The following is a 15684-nucleotide window of genomic DNA, read 5'->3' as shown; positions in this document are numbered from 1 at the left end:
ACGAGCGGAGACTCTGTCGGTCTACGGTCGTATCGTGCAGGGGCAGGCGAGGAGTAGCTGATGAACACCTTGCGCCACACCACGGTGCGGACAGATCTCGGTGCGGTGACGTTCGTCGCCGAGGGCGATGATGTGGTCGGCTGCCGGTTCGATGCCGATACGTCGACCTGTGGGGATGCCGTCGCACCCTCGACGGATTCGGTCCTCGGTCCGGCCGTCGCCCAGTTCCGGGAGTATCTCGACGGCGATCGCACCGAGTTCGAGCTCTCCATCCGAACCGACGGCGATGAGTTCCACGAACGCGTGTGGGCCGTGGTGCGCACCATCCCGTTCGGAGACACCGTGAGCTATGGCGAAATCGCATCACGGCTGGGTGACCCGGGCCTCGCCCGGCGCGTGGGCCGGGCGGTCGGGGCCAACCCGATCGGAGTGTTCATCCCTTGCCACCGCGTCATCGGTGCCGACGGGTCGCTCACCGGATACGGCGGTGGACTGGCACGCAAACGCCATCTCCTCGACCTCGAGGAATCACCCGAGACGCGCGCATCACGGCTCTTCTGAAGCGCGTTCGACGACACCCGCCACACATCGGAGGTTCCGACTCCGGGAGGCACCCGGCCCACTACGCTGACATCGTGGACGTTCGACACGAATCTCTCGCCGGCAGGCGTGTGATGGTGCCGTCCACCTCCGGTGCACTCCGCTGGCCTACCTCCGGACGGCCACTCGACGTCAGGCGGCAACCCTGAACCCGTCGGCGCGAGATCCGTTGCGAGACTGGGCAGAAAGCGGAATCGCGGCCCTCACCGGACGGCCTGCCGGCCCGCCGGTCATCCCACCGGGTTCGGCCGCATCGGCGGCGCGGGAACTGTCCGCGTGGATCGCGAAGGCGACCAACGGGCGGGTGCGGCTCGACGGCGCACACCTGTTGTCCGAGCGTGCCGCGTTCACCGGCCACCGCCGTGCCGGCGCGACTTCGCCCGGCGGGTCGTGCCGGCTGTTACCCACCGCCGACGGATGGGCCGCGGTGTCGTGTGCACGCCCCGATGACCCCTCGCTGCTGGGTGCTCTGATCTCCGAGGTCGTCGACGACGATCCGTGGCCCGCGGTGGCCGCGTGGCTCCGCGCACATCCGGGAGCCGAACTCGCCGAACGTGCCGAGATGTTGGGGCTCGCCGCCGGGCCGGTCTCGCCCGGCACCTCCCAGCAGCCTCCCGTTCCGGCGGCCACACCTCGTTCCGTCGACGGACTGCTCGTCGTCGACTTCAGCGCACTGTGGGCGGGTCCGCTGTGCGCGCACCTGCTCGGCCTCTCCGGTGCACGTGTCGTCAAGGTCGAGACGCCGTCGCGGCCCGACGGAGCGCGACGCGGCAACGCCGAGTTCTATCGCCTGCTGCACGGCGGTCACGAATCCGTCGTCCTCGATCCCACCCGCGACGATGACCGTGCAGCGCTGCGGTCCCTCGCTGCCGCCGCCGACATCGTCATCGAGGCCTCCCGTCCGCGGGCATTACGCGGATTCGGTTTGGCCGCTGAGGAATTCGTCTCGAAAGGGACCACCTGGGTGTCGATCACCGCGCATGGACGCGCATCGAACCGGATCGGCTTCGGTGACGACGTCGCGGCGTCGGCGGGGCTGGTCGCCGTCGATGACGAGGGACCGATGTTCGTCGGCGACGCCATCGCCGATCCACTCACCGGCCTCACCGCCGCCGCTGCGGCGATGTCGTCACCCGACGACGGTGCCGGACAACTCTGGGACATCTCCATGTCCGGGGTCGTCGCGGCGACGCTGACCGGGCACGCAACTGTCGAGCCGCACCGGGATGATCGTGGTCGGTGGTTCGTGGACGCCGACGACGGGGCGGTGGAGGTCGCGACACCGCGGCCACGCACGCCGGCAGGTGTCGTCGCCGAGTCCGGCCGCGACACCGACATCGTGCTCGGCGACATCGGATGCCGCCGCGGCCACGCCCGTCGCTGCACTCCATGACCTGATACCTCTGGAAATGATCGCGAATCCCATGAGCAGCATCGGTTTTTGGTGCCGCCGTCAATGGCGGGGTGTGGGCGATGATCACCGACCGACGGCGGTCCGATTCGGGAAAGCCCGTTTGCCCACGACCGCGACGGCGAAGCCCGATGCTACGAAAACAGCTGCGACCCAGGACAACACCGACGGCGATGAACCGGTGGCGAGCACCGCGCCACCGAGGATCGAGCCGACGGCGATGCCCACGTTCGCGGTCGCGTTGATCCAGGCACCCGCGATCTCGGGCGCGTCGGGCATGGCCCGCACCGCGGCCGACTGGTAGATCGACGGCGTGGCCCCGAACACGCCGTTCCACAGCGCGACGGCGATCACCGTGGCCACCAACCATTCCTGTGCCGCAGCGACGCCGAGCAGGGCCACACCCAGCAGCGCGAGCACCGCGAGCGCTGTCGCCCGGGGGCGGCGATCGATCGTGCGTCCGGCACAGGCCAGACCGACCAGCCCGCAGATGCCGCACACCAACAACAGCGGGCCGATCATCGAACGGCTCGCGCCTGCCGCGATCAGGATGACGCTGATGTAGGTATAGCCGGTGTACTGCCCGACGAAAGTCAGGGTATTGGACGACACCACAACCCCGAGATCCACTGCGGTGCGCCGAGAGCCGGACGAATGTCGCGTCCGGCTGCCACCGACCTGCGGAAGGAAACGTCCCGCCAGGATCAGGGTCGCCACGGCAGCGATCGCGAGTACCCCGAAGGCATTGCGCCAACCGACCGCGGCGCCCAGCGCCGTCGACAACGGCACACCGAGCACGAACCCGGCGGTGGTCCCGGCCCCGACAATCGCCAGACCACGGCCGACCTGCGCACCCTCGACCAACCTCGGTACGTAGCCGATACACACCGAGAAGAACAGCGCGTGCGAGATCCCGCCGATCACCCGGCCGGTCGCGACGAGTGCGAACGTGGGAGCGAGCGCGATCACCGTGTTGCTGACGAGGTATCCGGCAATCGTCCCCAGGAGCAGGGGCTTGCGCGGCAGGCGACGCGTGGCCAACGTGAGCGGCACCGAGAACACCGCGACCATGACCGCGAAGACGGTGACCAGATAGCCCGTCGTCGAGTCGCCGACCGCGAACGCGTCGCCGATCGTCGGCAACAATCCCACCGGCAGCATCTCCGAGGTGACGGCCAGACATCCGGCCAGGCACAGCAAGATCAGCGCAGGCAACATCTGCCGAACGCCTGCCGCCGGCGCGGTGGGATTCGCGAGCATGTCACGAATATACTCAGACGCCGAGTTTAATGGAAAGCGATAATGAATCGGTGACGTCTCATCAGACCGGCGCAGCGTCGGCCCGCTGGCTCACGGCTGCACGACTGATCGATCTCCTCCGTACGCATCCGGACATCACCCGTGCGGCCGCGGCCGCGGAGCTCGGGATCGGCAGTGGCGCGGCAACCGACCTGTTGGCGCGGTTACGCCGTGCCGAACTCGTCGACGAGGTCCCCGCACCGGCCCGGGGGCGCGGCAGACCGACCACGCTGCTGCGCCCACACCCGCGTGGCCCGCTGGTCATCGCCGCCGACCTCGGCGCCACCGGATGGCGGGTCGCCACCGCCGACGTCGGTGGCGCGCCGGTCGTCGAGGCGGCGGCATCACGACTGCATCGCGACCCGCGACGAGTGCTCGGCGACATGGCCGAAGCGATCCGGGTGATCCAGAAACGCGACTCGTCCCGGATCCGACTGGTGTCCGTCGCGGCCGCCGGAACGGTGAGTGACGACCGGCTGGTGCAGTTCACCCCTCGAGGCTGGATGGACGTGGACCTCTCTCAACTCACCTCAGGTCTGCCGCGGCGGGTCCACCTGCCGATGTCGGTGGGCAACGACGCGACCCTCGCCGGACTCGCCGAGGCGCGGACCGGGTCGGCGCGCGGCGTGGGGACCGTCCTGCATCTCATCGTCACCACCGGGATCGGTGGCGCCCTCATCGTCGACGGCGTACCCACCACCGGTGCGCACGGAGCCGCCGGTGAGTACGGGCACCTCCCGTTCGGGGATCGAACGCAACTGTGTGCGTGTGGCGCGCACGGCTGCTGGAATCTCACCGTCGCCGGTGACGCCCTCGCCGACCTGCGCGGAGATCCCCCACCGCGCAATCCGGTCGCCTACGCGCACCGACTCCTCGACCGCGCGTCCGGCACCGACGCGTCGGCTGGACACGCGTTCACGACCGTGGCGCGCTCCCTCGGCAGCGGGATCGCCGGCCTGGTCAACGTGCACGACCCCGACGTCGTCACCCTCGGCGGCCTCGCCTCTCCGCTACGTGCGGCGGCCACAGGCGAATTCGACAGCGCTTATCTGGGCGGCCTGATGGCATTCCGGAAGAACGCCCCGCCACCGGTCCTCGACGGCATCCATGGCGACGACGGACCGCTCGTCGGCGCCGCACTCCTCGGCCTCGATCGGATCACCACTCCGGACGCGTTGGCACAGTGGGCCGAATCGTCCTGAGTCGCGGGCTGTCCGGTCACCACGACACCGCATTTGTCGACTCCCGCAACGCATCACTGTCGAGCAGCCTCGCCACGATCACCCTCAGGAGTAGAGTCGAACCCGGTGCACGATCCCACGCGCAAGCACACGAGCGACAAGCACAGGGAGGCAACACCCATGCCAACCATCGTGATCATCGGCGGAGGCCTCGCCGGCGCGAAAGCGGCCGAGGCCCTGCGCCAACAGGATTTCGCCGGGCACGTCATCGTCTTCGGCGCCGAGGAACATCTCCCCTACGAACGGCCGCCGCTGTCCAAGGAGTTCCTGGCCGGCGACAAACAACTCGAGGACTTCACCGTCTTCGACGGAAACTGGTACCGCGACAACAATATCGATCTGCGTCCGGGTACCTCCATCACCAAGATCGACGCCGCGGCAAAGACCGTGGAGCTCCCCGACGGCAGCACCGAGACCTACGACAAGCTGCTGCTGGCAACAGGTTCGCGGTCGCGCCACCTCCCCATCCCGGGGTCCGATGCCTCCGGAGTGCACTACCTGCGCACCATCGACGACGCCCGGCGCCTGCGTGACGCCATCGGCGAGGGCACCCGCCTCGCGGTAGTCGGGGGCGGCTGGATCGGTTTGGAGGTCGCCGCGGGTGCCCGAGGCCGCGGCGCGCAGGTCAGCGTCGCCGAAGCCGCACCGCAACCGCTGATCGGAGCACTCGGCCCGGAGGTCGCCGAGGTGTTCGCAGAGCTGCACCGAGCACACGGAGTGGACCTGCGGACCGGGGTCGAGGTGGCCGAGATCACCACCGTGGACGGGGCAGCGACGGGCATCCGACTCACCGACGGCGACTCGATCGATGCCGACCAGGTCCTGGTTGCCGCGGGCGCTGTGCCCGAACTGGACCTGGCCGATTCGGCGGGCCTGGCCACCGAAGGTGGCGGGGTGCTGGTGACCGCCGGACTCCAGAGCAGCAACGCCGACATCTACGTGGTGGGCGACATCGCCAACGCCGACCACCCGATCCTGCAGCAGCGCGTGCGCACCGAACACTGGGCGAATGCCCTCAACCAGCCGACTGTGGCCGTCACCAACATGCTCGGCGGCGACGCCGAGTACACCAACCTGCCCTACTTCTTCACCGATCAGTACGACCTCGGTATGGAGTACACGGGCTTGTCGACGGGTTACGCCCGCGTGGTCTTCCGAGGCGATGTGCCGGGACGCACCTTCGTCGTGTTCTGGCTCGGCGACGACGACCGCATACTCGCCGGCATGCAGGTGAACATCTGGGACCAGCTCGACGACATCAAGGCACTGATCACGTCCGGCTCACCCGTCGACGTCGACAGGCTCGCCGATCCGAATATCCCTCTGCCACAGACTGTTTCCTGAGGATCCCCTCACGGACGACGGTGTTCGCCATCCGCGAGGATAGTCTGCCCTGGAGAAGCGAACAGGCGTCGTCGCTTGCCGGTCAGCCGACCGGCACGGCGGAGTTCGGTTCGGACGCCGTGTCCGCGGCCGACGCCTTGCGACGGGCTTTGATCATCCCGGCCCCGTAGAGCAGGAGGCCGACGGCCAACCAGCCCAACAGGACCACCAGAGCGTGGGCCATCCCGTTGCCCTCGAAGAAGACGACGTCACGCAGCAACGTGCCGGTCGCGCCCGGCGGCAGCAGCTGCCCGAGCGCACCCCACGGCGAGGGCAACAGTTCGGGTGCACTCGCCAGCCCCGACAACGGGTTCCCGAGGAAGATCAGCAGGATGGCCGCGATCACCAGTCCGATGCCGCCGAGCAGTTCACGGAATCCCAGGACCATGAAGCAGGTCGCGGCGATGCCGAGCATCCCGGCCAGCGCGGTCAGCCAATAGTTGCCATCGAAGGTGCCGATCAGGAACTGAAGCGTTGCCACCAGTGCCAGCCCACCGACCACAGAGACGCAGGCCGCCGCCACCAGCCGTCCGACGTTGGACGGGATGAGCAGCATGATCACCATCGCGGCGATCCAGCCACCGAGCGCCAACGGCAATGCGCCGGCCGCCAGCCCGGCCCCCTTCGGGTCGTCGGCAGGAAAAGCGCGCACGTCGATGGTGGGCTCGGTCACGCCCATGCGCTGTCCCGCAGCGGTGAGCAGTGTGGCCACGGTCGGACTCGCGGCGCTCGACACCAGAACACCCTGCGGCCCTTGCGGGCCGAAAACGATGGCGCCGTATACATCTCGATTCAGGATCGCCGAACGAGCATCGTCGGGGTCGGAATAGCGGGTCAGTTCGAAACCGCTCGCGCGTTGTTCCACCTGGGCAACCTGGGCGGGCGTCCCCACCACTCCGACGGGGACGTCGTTCGGCGCCGACCGGGCCGCCGGCAGCGCAAACGCGATCACCATCAAACACAGCAGAATCGCGACACCCACGACGAGGCCGACGATCTTCCACGGTGACGTCGGTGCTGAACGGTCAGGTGCGGGAAAGGCCATGACCCACCTCCAGGCAGAAATAAGAAACGGTTCGTTTCCTGATGTGGCGAGTGTAAGCTCCGAGCGTAAGAAACGCAACGTCTCTTCTTTGACTACCGGAGCGAGGCAACAGATGACGACCCAGCGACGGCGGGGCGCGGAACTAGAACAGGCGATCCTGTCCGCGGTGCTCGAACAGGTGACCCGACACGGATACGCGAACACGACCTACGAGGGCGTCGCCGCCGCAGCCGGGACCGGGAAGGCCGTGCTCTATCGGCGTTGGCCCACCAAGGCCGAGATGATCTTCGCAGCCTTCACCGCACACCAGCAGATCGAAGACCTGTTCACCGCCGACACGGGATCACTCGCCGGCGACCTGCAGGTCACCCTGAGGCGCGGGCGTGACCTCATCGAAGAGCGGCGTGGCGTGGTACTCGGCGTTCTCGCCGACATCGACCCGCGCGGTACCGACTGGACTCGGACCCTGTTCACCGCACGGATTCACGGCGTCCTCGATGCCATCCTCGCCCAGGCCAGAGCCCGTGGAGAACTCGGCGATTCGCCGTTGCCACCCCGCGTCCTCGCCCTACCTCTGACATTGCTCCGCCATGACGTACTCGTGTTCGGCCACGTCACCGATGCCGCCATCGACGACATGATCGAGACCTGCATCCTCCCGTCGTTCATCAACGCCAGCCGCGCCTAAGCTGCCCACCCCTTGCATACAAGCTTGTATACAAGAGGTAGGGTGCCCCGCATGACATCGCCCACCGGTCCGGTCGCCGCCGAGCAGGCCTACGCGTTCACCAAAGCGCGAATCCTCAGCGGCGAGCTTTCCGGCGGCCAGTTGGTGAGCGAGGGAGCGATCGGCGCGCAACTGGGTATCAGTCGCACACCGGTGCACGAGGCGTTCCTGCGCCTGGGGGCCGAACAACTCCTCCAACTGGTCTCCCGCAAGGGCGCCATCGTCCGGCCGATGACACCGACCGAGGCGGCCGACGTCCTGGCCATGCGGCGCGGGATCGAGACCTCGGCGGCCGGGCAGGTGTGCGCTGCCGGCGGACCGAGTGAACGGACCACCGCGCTGCTGCGGGAGAACCTCGAGCGTCAGGCGACCTTCGTTGCCGGGAGTGACGTGGACGGCTTCGTCGCCGCCGACGACGATTTCCACGCGCTGATCGTCGAGGCCTCCGGCAACCCGATCGCACAGAACTTCTACGAGCAGCTGCGTGGCCGTCAGCAACGCCTGCGAAACCTGTTGTTACGCATCGACCCGGCGAACCTGGCGTCTGCGCACAGCGACCACCACCGACTCGCGGGCCGCCTCATCGCGGGCGACCGTCCCGGTTTCGACGCGGCGCTCGTGGAGCATTTCGACCGGTACCAGGGAGCGATATGACCACGAGCGACACCGCATTCGCCACACGACGATCGGCCCGCCCGGGACCGACGGACGGGACGGGCCGCCCATGGCCGATGGTGTTCGGCACCTTGTTCATGTGCGCCTGGTCGGGCAATCAGTTCAGTCCGATGCTGCTGCTGTACCAGAACGTCGATCACTACTCCGCGGGCACGGTCACACTGTTCCTCGGGATCTACGTGGCCGGCCTTGCCCCCGCGCTGGTGATCGCCGGCGCGGTCTCCGACCATGTGGGACGCCGGATTCCCATGACCTGCGCGGTGTGGTTCGGGATCATCGCGAGCACCCTGCTCGCACTCGGCGAATTGTCGTCGGTCCCCATCTATCTCGGCCGCCTGTTCGCCGGCATGGCGGTGGGCACCGCGATGGCGGTGGGCACGACCTGGCTCAAGGAGTTGTCGCAGGGTTCCTTCGACCCCTCGGCCGACGCCGGGGCCGGGGCTCGACGCGCATCGCTGGCCTTCACGCTGGGTTCGGCGCTCGGTGCGTTGACGGCGGGCAGCATCGCGCAGTGGGGCCCATGGCCCGAGGTGTTGCCCTACCTCATCCATGTCGTCGCCACGGTTCCCTTTCTGTGGTTCGTCCGCCGACCTCCGGAAACCGTGGTAGCGCATACGCACGCGTCCGACCTCCGAACGCGTCTCGCCGTGCCCTCGGCAAGGCACAAACGATTCGTGCGCGTCGTCGCTGTCTGCGGCCCTTGGCTTTTCGCGGCATGCGCCCTGTCCTACGGGTACCAGCCGGTGTTGCTGGCCGACTCGACGGGCGGCCTCGGCCTCGCCTACGCCACCGCGCTCAGCGTCATCGCGCTCGTCGCCGGTGCGCTCATCCAGCCGGTTGCCAAACGTATCGACTCGACCTCGAGTGCCCGTGGCATCGTCGTCGCGTTGGTGACGCTGGGTGCCGGCCTCCTGGTGATGATTGCCGCGGTGGCCACCGACAGCTGGATCATCGGCATCGTCGCGGGCGTGGTGTTCGGTGCCGGGTTCGGCATCGGTCTCGTCTCGGGTCTCCTCGAGGTGCAACGCATCGCGCCCCCCGAGGATCTCGCGAAACTGACCGGGGTGTTCTACGCGGTCGCCTACCTCGGATTCGTGGTACCGACGATCCTCGCGGCCCTGCCGTTCGGCACCCTCCCGCTGCTCGGTGCACTGCTCGTCGTGCTCGTGGCCTCCACCCTTTTCGTGATCCGCGGGTACCGCAAGCACCTCCCCGGCAGCCACCTGACCAGCGCGGTCCGAGACCTCTGACCCGCAGCGGGGCGAGCGGCTCGACACTCGCCGACAGCAACCGGATCTGCGCCGACAGCAACCACTTACCCGCCGACAGCAACCGGTCTTGCCTCGAGGGCAACCGGGTTCCCCGCCAAGGGCACCATCCGACATAGAGTCGAGTCGTGCGCTACGGCATCTGCATCCTGCCCGAGTCGACCTGGCGAGAATCCCGCCCCCGCTGGGAACGGGCGGAGTCGATGGGATTCGATCACGCCTGGACATACGACCATCTCGTGTGGGGTGGTCTGCCGGACTCCCGCTGGTTCTCGTGTGTCCCCACGCTCACCGCCGCGGCCGCGGTGACGTCACGGATCAAGCTCGGCGCCTTTGTCTTCTCGCCCAACTTCCGCCACCCGGCCGCTCTGGCACGCGAGTTGCAGACGGTCAGCGACATCGCCGACGGGAGGCTGCTGGTGGGTCTGGGCGCCGGCGGGAGCCCCGACGACACGATCCTCGGGCAACCCGAGCTCACCGCGCCCCGGCGCGTCGACCGCCTACAGGAGTTCACCACGCTCCTCGACCGCACGCTGACCGACGATCACGTGACGTTCTCCGGAGACCATTACGCGACGGTGGACATGCGTTTGGTCGGCGGACCGGTACGCGACCGGATCCCTCTGCTCCTGGCCGGAAACGGGCCCCGCTCGGTTCGGTTCGCAGCACACAACGGCGACGGCTGGATCACCACGGGGACTGCAACCGATTCGCTCGACGATTGGTTCGCCGGTGTGGCCCGCAGCCATGAGATGGTGCGCGCCATCCTCGCCGAACGCACCGACGTCGCCGAGTTCCCCACGTACCTGAGTCTCGACGCCTCACCGCGGAACTCGTTGGAGAGCATCGATCTTTTCGACGAGATGGTCGGTCGTGCAGAAGAACTCGGATTCACCGATGTGGTCGTGCACTGGCCGCGGGAGACCGAGCCCTACCGTGCAACGATCGGGGTCCTCGAAGCGATCGCAGCGCGCGGTCTGCCGCGGTGAGCTCACCGCCACCGGACATCCGCGCCCACCCGCGGTAGGGCGGCTAGGCTCGATGCCGTGAGTGCACGCGTGGGAATCGTCGTCACCGGGACCGAGGTGCTGACCGGCCGGGTGACCGACCGCAACGGTCCGTGGGTCTCGGAGCAACTGCTGGCGATGGGCGCGCAGGTCGCCCACATCACCATCTGCGGAGATCGCCCCGCCGATCTGACAGCGCAGCTGTCCTTTCTCGCCGACCAGGGCATGGACCTGATCGTCACCACCGGTGGCCTCGGTCCCACCGCAGACGACCTGACCGTCGACACCGTGGCCGCGTTCACCGAACGCGGTGTATATCTCGACACCGAACTCCAAGCCCATGTCGCGCAGATCATCCGACGGTGGCGACAATTACGCGGGATCACCGACCCGGAAAACGAGGCATCACGGGCCGGCACCCGCAAGCAGGCAACGATACCGACGGGGGCACAAGCCATTCCACCGACGGGAACAGCTCCCGGCGTCGCTGTTCCCGCATCCCGGGTCGCCGACGGATCCGTGGTGCCGCCGATCCTCGTGCTGCCCGGTCCGCCTCGGGAGTTACAGGCCATGTGGGCAACCGCCCTCGACACCGGGCCCGTCGTCGAAGCGCTCGCGGGACGCACGGAACACCGACAGGAGATCGTCCGCGCGTACGGACTGTCGGAGGCAGACCTCGCAGACACTCTGCGCGCCGCAGAGACCGACGTCTCCGGATTCGCGGATCTGGAGATCACCACGTGCCTGCGCAACGGCGAGGTCGAGATCGTGACCCGCTTCCCCGAGTCCGCGCTGCCCATCTACCGGGCACTGGCAGCGGTCCTGGCCGAACACCATGCCCGGCAGATCTTTTCGACGAACGGCGACACGATCGACGACCAGGCTGCACAGCTGCTCGCCGGGCACCGGGTGGTCACCGCCGAATCATGCACAGGTGGCATGATCGCCGCGCGACTCACCGATCGGGCCGGGTCGTCGGCCTACGTGGTGGGTGGAGTCGTCTCCTATGCGAACGACGCCAAGACCGGGGTCCTCGACGTCCCCGCCACCATGATCGCCGAATACGGGGCGGTCAGCGAGCCGGTGGCCGCAGCCATGGCCGAAGGAGCGCTACGGCGCCTCGACGCCGACGTGGCGATCTCCACCAGCGGGATCGCCGGGCCGGGCGGCGGCACCGAACTCAAACCGGTGGGCACGGTCTGTTTCGGGCTGGCCATCGCGGGCAGGCCGACGACGACGCGGACCCTGCGCTTCCCCGGAGACCGCTCGACGGTGCGCAGCTTGGCGACCACGGCGTCGATGCACATCCTCACCGACGCGCTCCGTGATACCGCAGTCGTCCGTTAGGACATCACGATGCGCGAGCCAGATCATCGCGGACGCAACACGTATCCGGTGTAGCCGTAATCGGCCCCGAAAGCGGCCCGGACGTCGACCTCCTCGGTCGCCGGGGCCAGTTCGTCGTCGGACACTCCCAGTCGACGCAACTCGGCGACTCGGCGAGTGAGCGGCTCGTAGTAGTTGTCCCAGTCCGAGTCCGGCAGGAGGTAGGTGGCCAACACGTCCCACCCGGCCCGCTGGACCGCCGCGACGTTCTCGGCGGTGGTGCGGATCGCCGGATAACCGGTACGCCAGAACGCGCGTGCACCATCCGACGGCGTGGGCGTCGTCCACTCGAGTTCGGTGAGCACCATGACGCCGGATGCGGACAACAACGACCGCCATGTCGACAACGCCGCATCGAAACCCATGATGTAGGCCGACCCCTCCGCCCAGATCAGGTCGACCGATCGTTCGGCGACCGGCAGGTCGTCCATGGACGCGTCGAGAACGTCGATGCGGTCGGCCACCCCGGCCGCGCGCGCCCGGTCGCCGACCGCGGACAGGAACGGCTCATGTACGTCGACCGCCGTCACCCGACCATCGGTCTGCTGGGCCAGAACGATTGCGGCCGGACCGGTTCCACACCCGATGTCGACGATCCGGGGCTGCGTCGGCAACGGTCCCGCGAGTCTCAGGAGCAGTTCGGTCGTCGCCGCCGAGCCGGGAGCCTCGCGCGGCAATCCGTCGTGCACCTTCCACAGGATCTCGTTCGGGTCAGCCATGGCCCGATGCTGTCACAGCATCCCCGTCCCGGCCACGCATTTTCCGTCACGCTCGACGCCGGGTTCGGCACCGTCGGTCGCTACGAATTCGTCCTCTCCGAGACCCTGATCGGCCTACGGTGAAGTGACCACGATCACATCTCAGTTCAGGGGAGAACCAGATGCCACTCGAGCCCGTATCGCAGGCCTTCATCGCCGAACTCGCCGAGCAACGACAACCGCCGATCAGCGAGCAGACCCCTGCTGTCGCGCGGATGTCGGGCCCCATCTTCGCCGGCATGAGCGGTCGCGGCCCCGACGTGGCCCGCGTGGACGACCTCGAACTCGCGGGCACCGACGGCGGACCGTTCCGGGTCCGGGTCCTGGTCCCCGACGGGGAGCCGGAGGCGGTGATCGTCTACTTCCATGGCGGCGGTTGGGTGCTCGGCGACATCGACCTCCAATACGACCATGTGGGAAGGGATCTCGCGAACCGCACGCATTCGACCGTGGTCCTGGTCAATTACCGCAAGGCGCCCGAGCATCGATTTCCCACCGCAGTCGACGACAGCTTCATCGGACTGTGCTGGGCCGCCGACCACGCCCTGCAGTTCGCGAGACCCGGTGCCTCGCTCGTCGTCGCGGGCGACAGCGCCGGTGGCAACATCGCGGCCGTCATGTGCCGGTGGGCACGGGATCGGGGCGGCCCGCACATCGATGCCCAGGTGCTGATCTATCCGGTCACCGACTGCGATGTGAACACCCCTTCGTACCTGGCACCGGAGAACCAGCTGATGCTCAACCGCGACACCATGATCTGGTTCTGGGACCACTACCTGCCCGACCGTGATGCCCGCACAGATCCGGACGCCTCGCCGCTGCGTGCCGAGTCTCTCACCGATCTGCCGCCGGCCCTGGTGTACGTGTGCGAGTTCGACCCGTTGCACGACGAGGGCGTCGCCTACGCGCGGGCCCTCGAGGAAGCAGGTGTCCCGGTCACCTTGGCCGAGGCGGAAGGCCAGATGCACATCTACTTCCAGATGGTGAACATCCTGCCGGGATACGAGACCGGTATGCAGCTCGTCGCCGAGCACATCACCGCCGTCGTCGCCGACCACGCGCACACCGTCCCCGCGGAGGTGGACGATCATGCCTGACCATGACGCGCTCATCATCGGGGCCGGCTTCTCCGGGCTCTCTCCACCTGCTGCGTGGCCTCGGCTTCGACGTGCACGTCATCGAGGCGGGGCCCGAGGTCGGCGGCACCTGGTACTGGAATCGATATCCGGGCGCCCGGTGCGACATCGAATCGATCGGCTATTCCTACTCGTGGGATCCCGAACTCCAACAGACCTGGGACTGGACCGAACGTTATGCGGCCCAACCGGAGATACTCGCCTATCTGCGCCACGTTGCCGACCGACACGACCTACGCAGGGACATCTCCTTCGACACCCGGGTCGAGTCCCTCGACTTCGACCCGGACACCGACACCTGGACCGTGACCACCGACGACGACGGGCACACGACCGCGCGATTCGTGATCGCCGCGACAGGGTGCCTGTCGAAGCCACTCGTGCCGACGTTCGACGGCATGGACGACTTCGCCGGCGAGGTCTACTGGACTTGGGACTGGCCCGAAGCAGGCGTCGACTTCTCCGGACAACGCGTCGGTGTCGTCGGCACCGGATCCTCCGGCGTCCAGACCATCACCGCGATCGCTCCCGACGTGGGCACACTCACCGTGTTCCAGCGGACACCGGCGTATGCCGTACCCGCCCAGAACCGGCCCATTGCCGACGAACTGGCACAAGATGCGCACCCACTACGACGAGTTCCGTGAGGAGAGCCGGTTGTCGGTCGGCGGATGGCCGTGCAGCGTGGAACTGCCACCGTTCTTCGACGACCTCGACGACAAGCGCATCGGCGCAGAACTCGAACAGCATTGGGACGACGGCGGATTGTGCTTTCAACAGACGTTCCGAGATCTGCTGCAGAGCCCCGAGGCCAACGCGCGGGCCGCCGAATACGTACGCAACCGCATTCGCATGAAGGTCGACGATCCCGCAGTCGCCCAGGCACTGATTCCGACGTCGTATCCCATAGCGACCAAGAGAATGTGCGTCGACACAGGCTATTTCGAGGTCTACAACCGACCCAACGTCTCGCTGGTCGACCTGCGCGAGCACCCGATCCGACGCTTCACCGAGCGTGGAATCGTCGCCGGGGACACCGAATACGAGTTCGACGCGATCATCATGGCCACCGGTTTCGACGCCATGACCGGGGCGCTCGGCGCGATCGACATCCGCAACGGCAAGCAGTCGCTGCGCGACAAGTGGGTCGACGGTCCACGGACCTATCTCGGATTGATGTCGGCCGGATTCCCCAACCTGTTCACGGTCACCGGGCCCCAGAGTCCCTCGGTGCTGTCCAACATGGTCACCTCCATCGAGTATCACGTGGAGTGGATTACGCAAGCGCTGCAACACATGCGCGACCACGAGCTGACCCGGATGGAGGCCGCCGAGGAAGCCGAGGAGAACTGGGTGAACGCGACCAACGATCTGGCGGACCTCACCCTGCTCGGTGAGGCGGCCTCCTGGTACATGGGCGCGAATGTCCCCGGAAAGCGCCGCGTCGTCCTGCCGTTCGTCGGTGGGGTCGGGATGTACAAACAGATCGGCGACGGAGTGGCGATCTGCGGCTACCACGGATTCGTGCTGTCCCGACACGACAACGTCGCATCGCAATCCGCGGACGCAGCACTCGGCGCCGCTTCCTGACGAAGGATTCTCGGCACCGGCTGCGAGGGTGTGAGGCGATGGACCACGCGAGGGCGGACCCTGCGAGCGGTTGGGGGTGACTGGGCGGAGGACAACTCTCCGCCACTTTCAAGATATAGCGCAGACCAGGGCTTGCGGCAAGGCCCCGGGGCGGGCGC

At 67.7% G+C, this 15684-nt stretch carries 13 protein-coding genes and 1 pseudogene; 11 read left to right on the top strand and 3 right to left on the bottom strand.

Going from position 1 to position 15684, the window contains the following annotated elements:
• Positions 1–60: 60 nt before the first annotated feature.
• Both AAFP35_RS00215 and AAFP35_RS00210 read left to right on the top strand, forming a co-directional pair.
• Positions 61–561: a methylated-DNA--[protein]-cysteine S-methyltransferase gene (locus AAFP35_RS00215; RefSeq protein WP_419219497.1), complete on the top strand. Its 501-nt coding sequence runs from the start codon at positions 61–63 to the stop codon at positions 559–561.
• 208 nt (positions 562–769) lie between these two features.
• Positions 770–1993: a CoA transferase gene (locus AAFP35_RS00210; RefSeq protein ID WP_419219496.1), complete on the top strand. Its 1224-nt coding sequence runs from the start codon at positions 770–772 to the stop codon at positions 1991–1993.
• An 84-nt stretch (positions 1994–2077) separates the two neighbouring features.
• Here the strand turns inward: AAFP35_RS00210 and AAFP35_RS00205 are convergent, their stop codons facing one another.
• A complete protein-coding gene (locus tag AAFP35_RS00205; RefSeq protein WP_419219495.1) occupies positions 2078–3271 on the bottom strand; it encodes an MFS transporter in 1194 nt (397 codons plus the stop codon).
• Positions 3272–3321: 50 nt separating this feature from the next.
• Between AAFP35_RS00205 and AAFP35_RS00200 the strand changes: the two genes are divergently transcribed.
• On the top strand, positions 3322–4512 hold the full coding sequence (locus AAFP35_RS00200) for an ROK family protein (protein WP_419219494.1): 1191 nt from the start codon (positions 3322–3324) through the stop codon (positions 4510–4512).
• 159 nt (positions 4513–4671) lie between these two features.
• On the top strand, positions 4672–5895 hold the full coding sequence (locus AAFP35_RS00195; protein ID WP_419219492.1) for an NAD(P)/FAD-dependent oxidoreductase: 1224 nt from the start codon (positions 4672–4674) through the stop codon (positions 5893–5895).
• Between the two features lie 82 nt (positions 5896–5977).
• On the opposite strand, the gene AAFP35_RS00190 is transcribed toward AAFP35_RS00195, so the two are convergent.
• Entirely contained in the window at positions 5978–6979 is a 1002-nt protein-coding gene (locus AAFP35_RS00190; RefSeq protein ID WP_419219490.1) for a hypothetical protein, read from the bottom strand.
• Positions 6980–7091: 112 nt separating this feature from the next.
• On the opposite strand from AAFP35_RS00190, the gene AAFP35_RS00185 reads away from it, so the two are divergent.
• From AAFP35_RS00185 to AAFP35_RS00165, 5 genes are all read left to right on the top strand, one after another.
• Positions 7092–7667 carry a TetR/AcrR family transcriptional regulator gene (locus AAFP35_RS00185; protein WP_419219489.1) on the top strand — a complete coding sequence of 192 codons (576 nt, stop codon included), beginning with the start codon at positions 7092–7094 and terminating at the stop codon, positions 7665–7667.
• A gap of 51 nt (positions 7668–7718) precedes the next feature.
• Complete coding sequence (locus tag AAFP35_RS00180; RefSeq protein ID WP_419219488.1) at positions 7719–8360, top strand: GntR family transcriptional regulator; 642 nt, start codon at positions 7719–7721, stop codon at positions 8358–8360.
• Positions 8357–9631, top strand: coding sequence for an MFS transporter (locus AAFP35_RS00175; protein ID WP_419219487.1), 1275 nt, complete (start codon positions 8357–8359; stop codon positions 9629–9631). The genes AAFP35_RS00180 and AAFP35_RS00175 overlap by 4 nt, the downstream gene beginning before the upstream one ends.
• A 146-nt stretch (positions 9632–9777) precedes the next feature.
• A complete protein-coding gene (locus AAFP35_RS00170) occupies positions 9778–10638 on the top strand; it encodes an LLM class flavin-dependent oxidoreductase (RefSeq protein WP_419219486.1) in 861 nt (286 codons plus the stop codon).
• 57 nt (positions 10639–10695) lie between these two features.
• Positions 10696–12003 (top strand): competence/damage-inducible protein A, encoded by a 1308-nt coding sequence (locus AAFP35_RS00165; RefSeq protein ID WP_419219485.1) that lies wholly within the window; start codon positions 10696–10698, stop codon positions 12001–12003.
• Between the two features lie 23 nt (positions 12004–12026).
• Here the strand turns inward: AAFP35_RS00165 and AAFP35_RS00160 are convergent, their stop codons facing one another.
• The gene (locus AAFP35_RS00160; RefSeq protein ID WP_419219484.1) at positions 12027–12761 is read right to left on the bottom strand and encodes an SAM-dependent methyltransferase; all 735 of its coding nucleotides are present in this window, start codon (positions 12759–12761) and stop codon (positions 12027–12029) included.
• Between the two features lie 161 nt (positions 12762–12922).
• Between AAFP35_RS00160 and AAFP35_RS00155 the strand changes: the two genes are divergently transcribed.
• Positions 12923–13897 carry an alpha/beta hydrolase gene (locus tag AAFP35_RS00155; RefSeq protein ID WP_419219483.1) on the top strand — a complete coding sequence of 325 codons (975 nt, stop codon included), beginning with the start codon at positions 12923–12925 and terminating at the stop codon, positions 13895–13897.
• Positions 13890–15526 (top strand): annotated as a pseudogene (locus tag AAFP35_RS00150) (flavin-containing monooxygenase). The gene AAFP35_RS00155 and the pseudogene AAFP35_RS00150 overlap by 8 nt, the downstream one beginning before the upstream one ends.
• Positions 15527–15684: the final 158 nt, after the last annotated feature.

The sequence above is a fragment of the Gordonia sp. CPCC 206044 genome, assembly GCF_048537895.1.
In the GTDB taxonomy this organism is placed as follows: domain Bacteria; phylum Actinomycetota; class Actinomycetes; order Mycobacteriales; family Mycobacteriaceae; genus Gordonia.
This window is presented reverse-complemented; position numbering and strand designations above follow the sequence as displayed.

Excerpts from the sequence above, each read along its gene's own strand:
- AAFP35_RS00175 (WP_419219487.1), top strand. The coding sequence starts at position 8,357 with ATGACCACGAGCGACACCGCATTCGCCACACGACGATCGGCCCGCCCG.
- AAFP35_RS00160 (WP_419219484.1), bottom strand. The coding sequence starts at position 12,761 with ATGGCTGACCCGAACGAGATCCTGTGGAAGGTGCACGACGGATTGCCG.
- AAFP35_RS00185 (WP_419219489.1), top strand. The coding sequence starts at position 7,092 with ATGACGACCCAGCGACGGCGGGGCGCGGAACTAGAACAGGCGATCCTG.
- AAFP35_RS00190 (WP_419219490.1), bottom strand. The coding sequence starts at position 6,979 with ATGGCCTTTCCCGCACCTGACCGTTCAGCACCGACGTCACCGTGGAAG.
- AAFP35_RS00205 (WP_419219495.1), bottom strand. The coding sequence starts at position 3,271 with ATGCTCGCGAATCCCACCGCGCCGGCGGCAGGCGTTCGGCAGATGTTG.
- AAFP35_RS00215 (WP_419219497.1), top strand. The coding sequence starts at position 61 with ATGAACACCTTGCGCCACACCACGGTGCGGACAGATCTCGGTGCGGTG.
- AAFP35_RS00180 (WP_419219488.1), top strand. The coding sequence starts at position 7,719 with ATGACATCGCCCACCGGTCCGGTCGCCGCCGAGCAGGCCTACGCGTTC.
- AAFP35_RS00155 (WP_419219483.1), top strand. The coding sequence starts at position 12,923 with ATGCCACTCGAGCCCGTATCGCAGGCCTTCATCGCCGAACTCGCCGAG.
- AAFP35_RS00195 (WP_419219492.1), top strand. The coding sequence starts at position 4,672 with ATGCCAACCATCGTGATCATCGGCGGAGGCCTCGCCGGCGCGAAAGCG.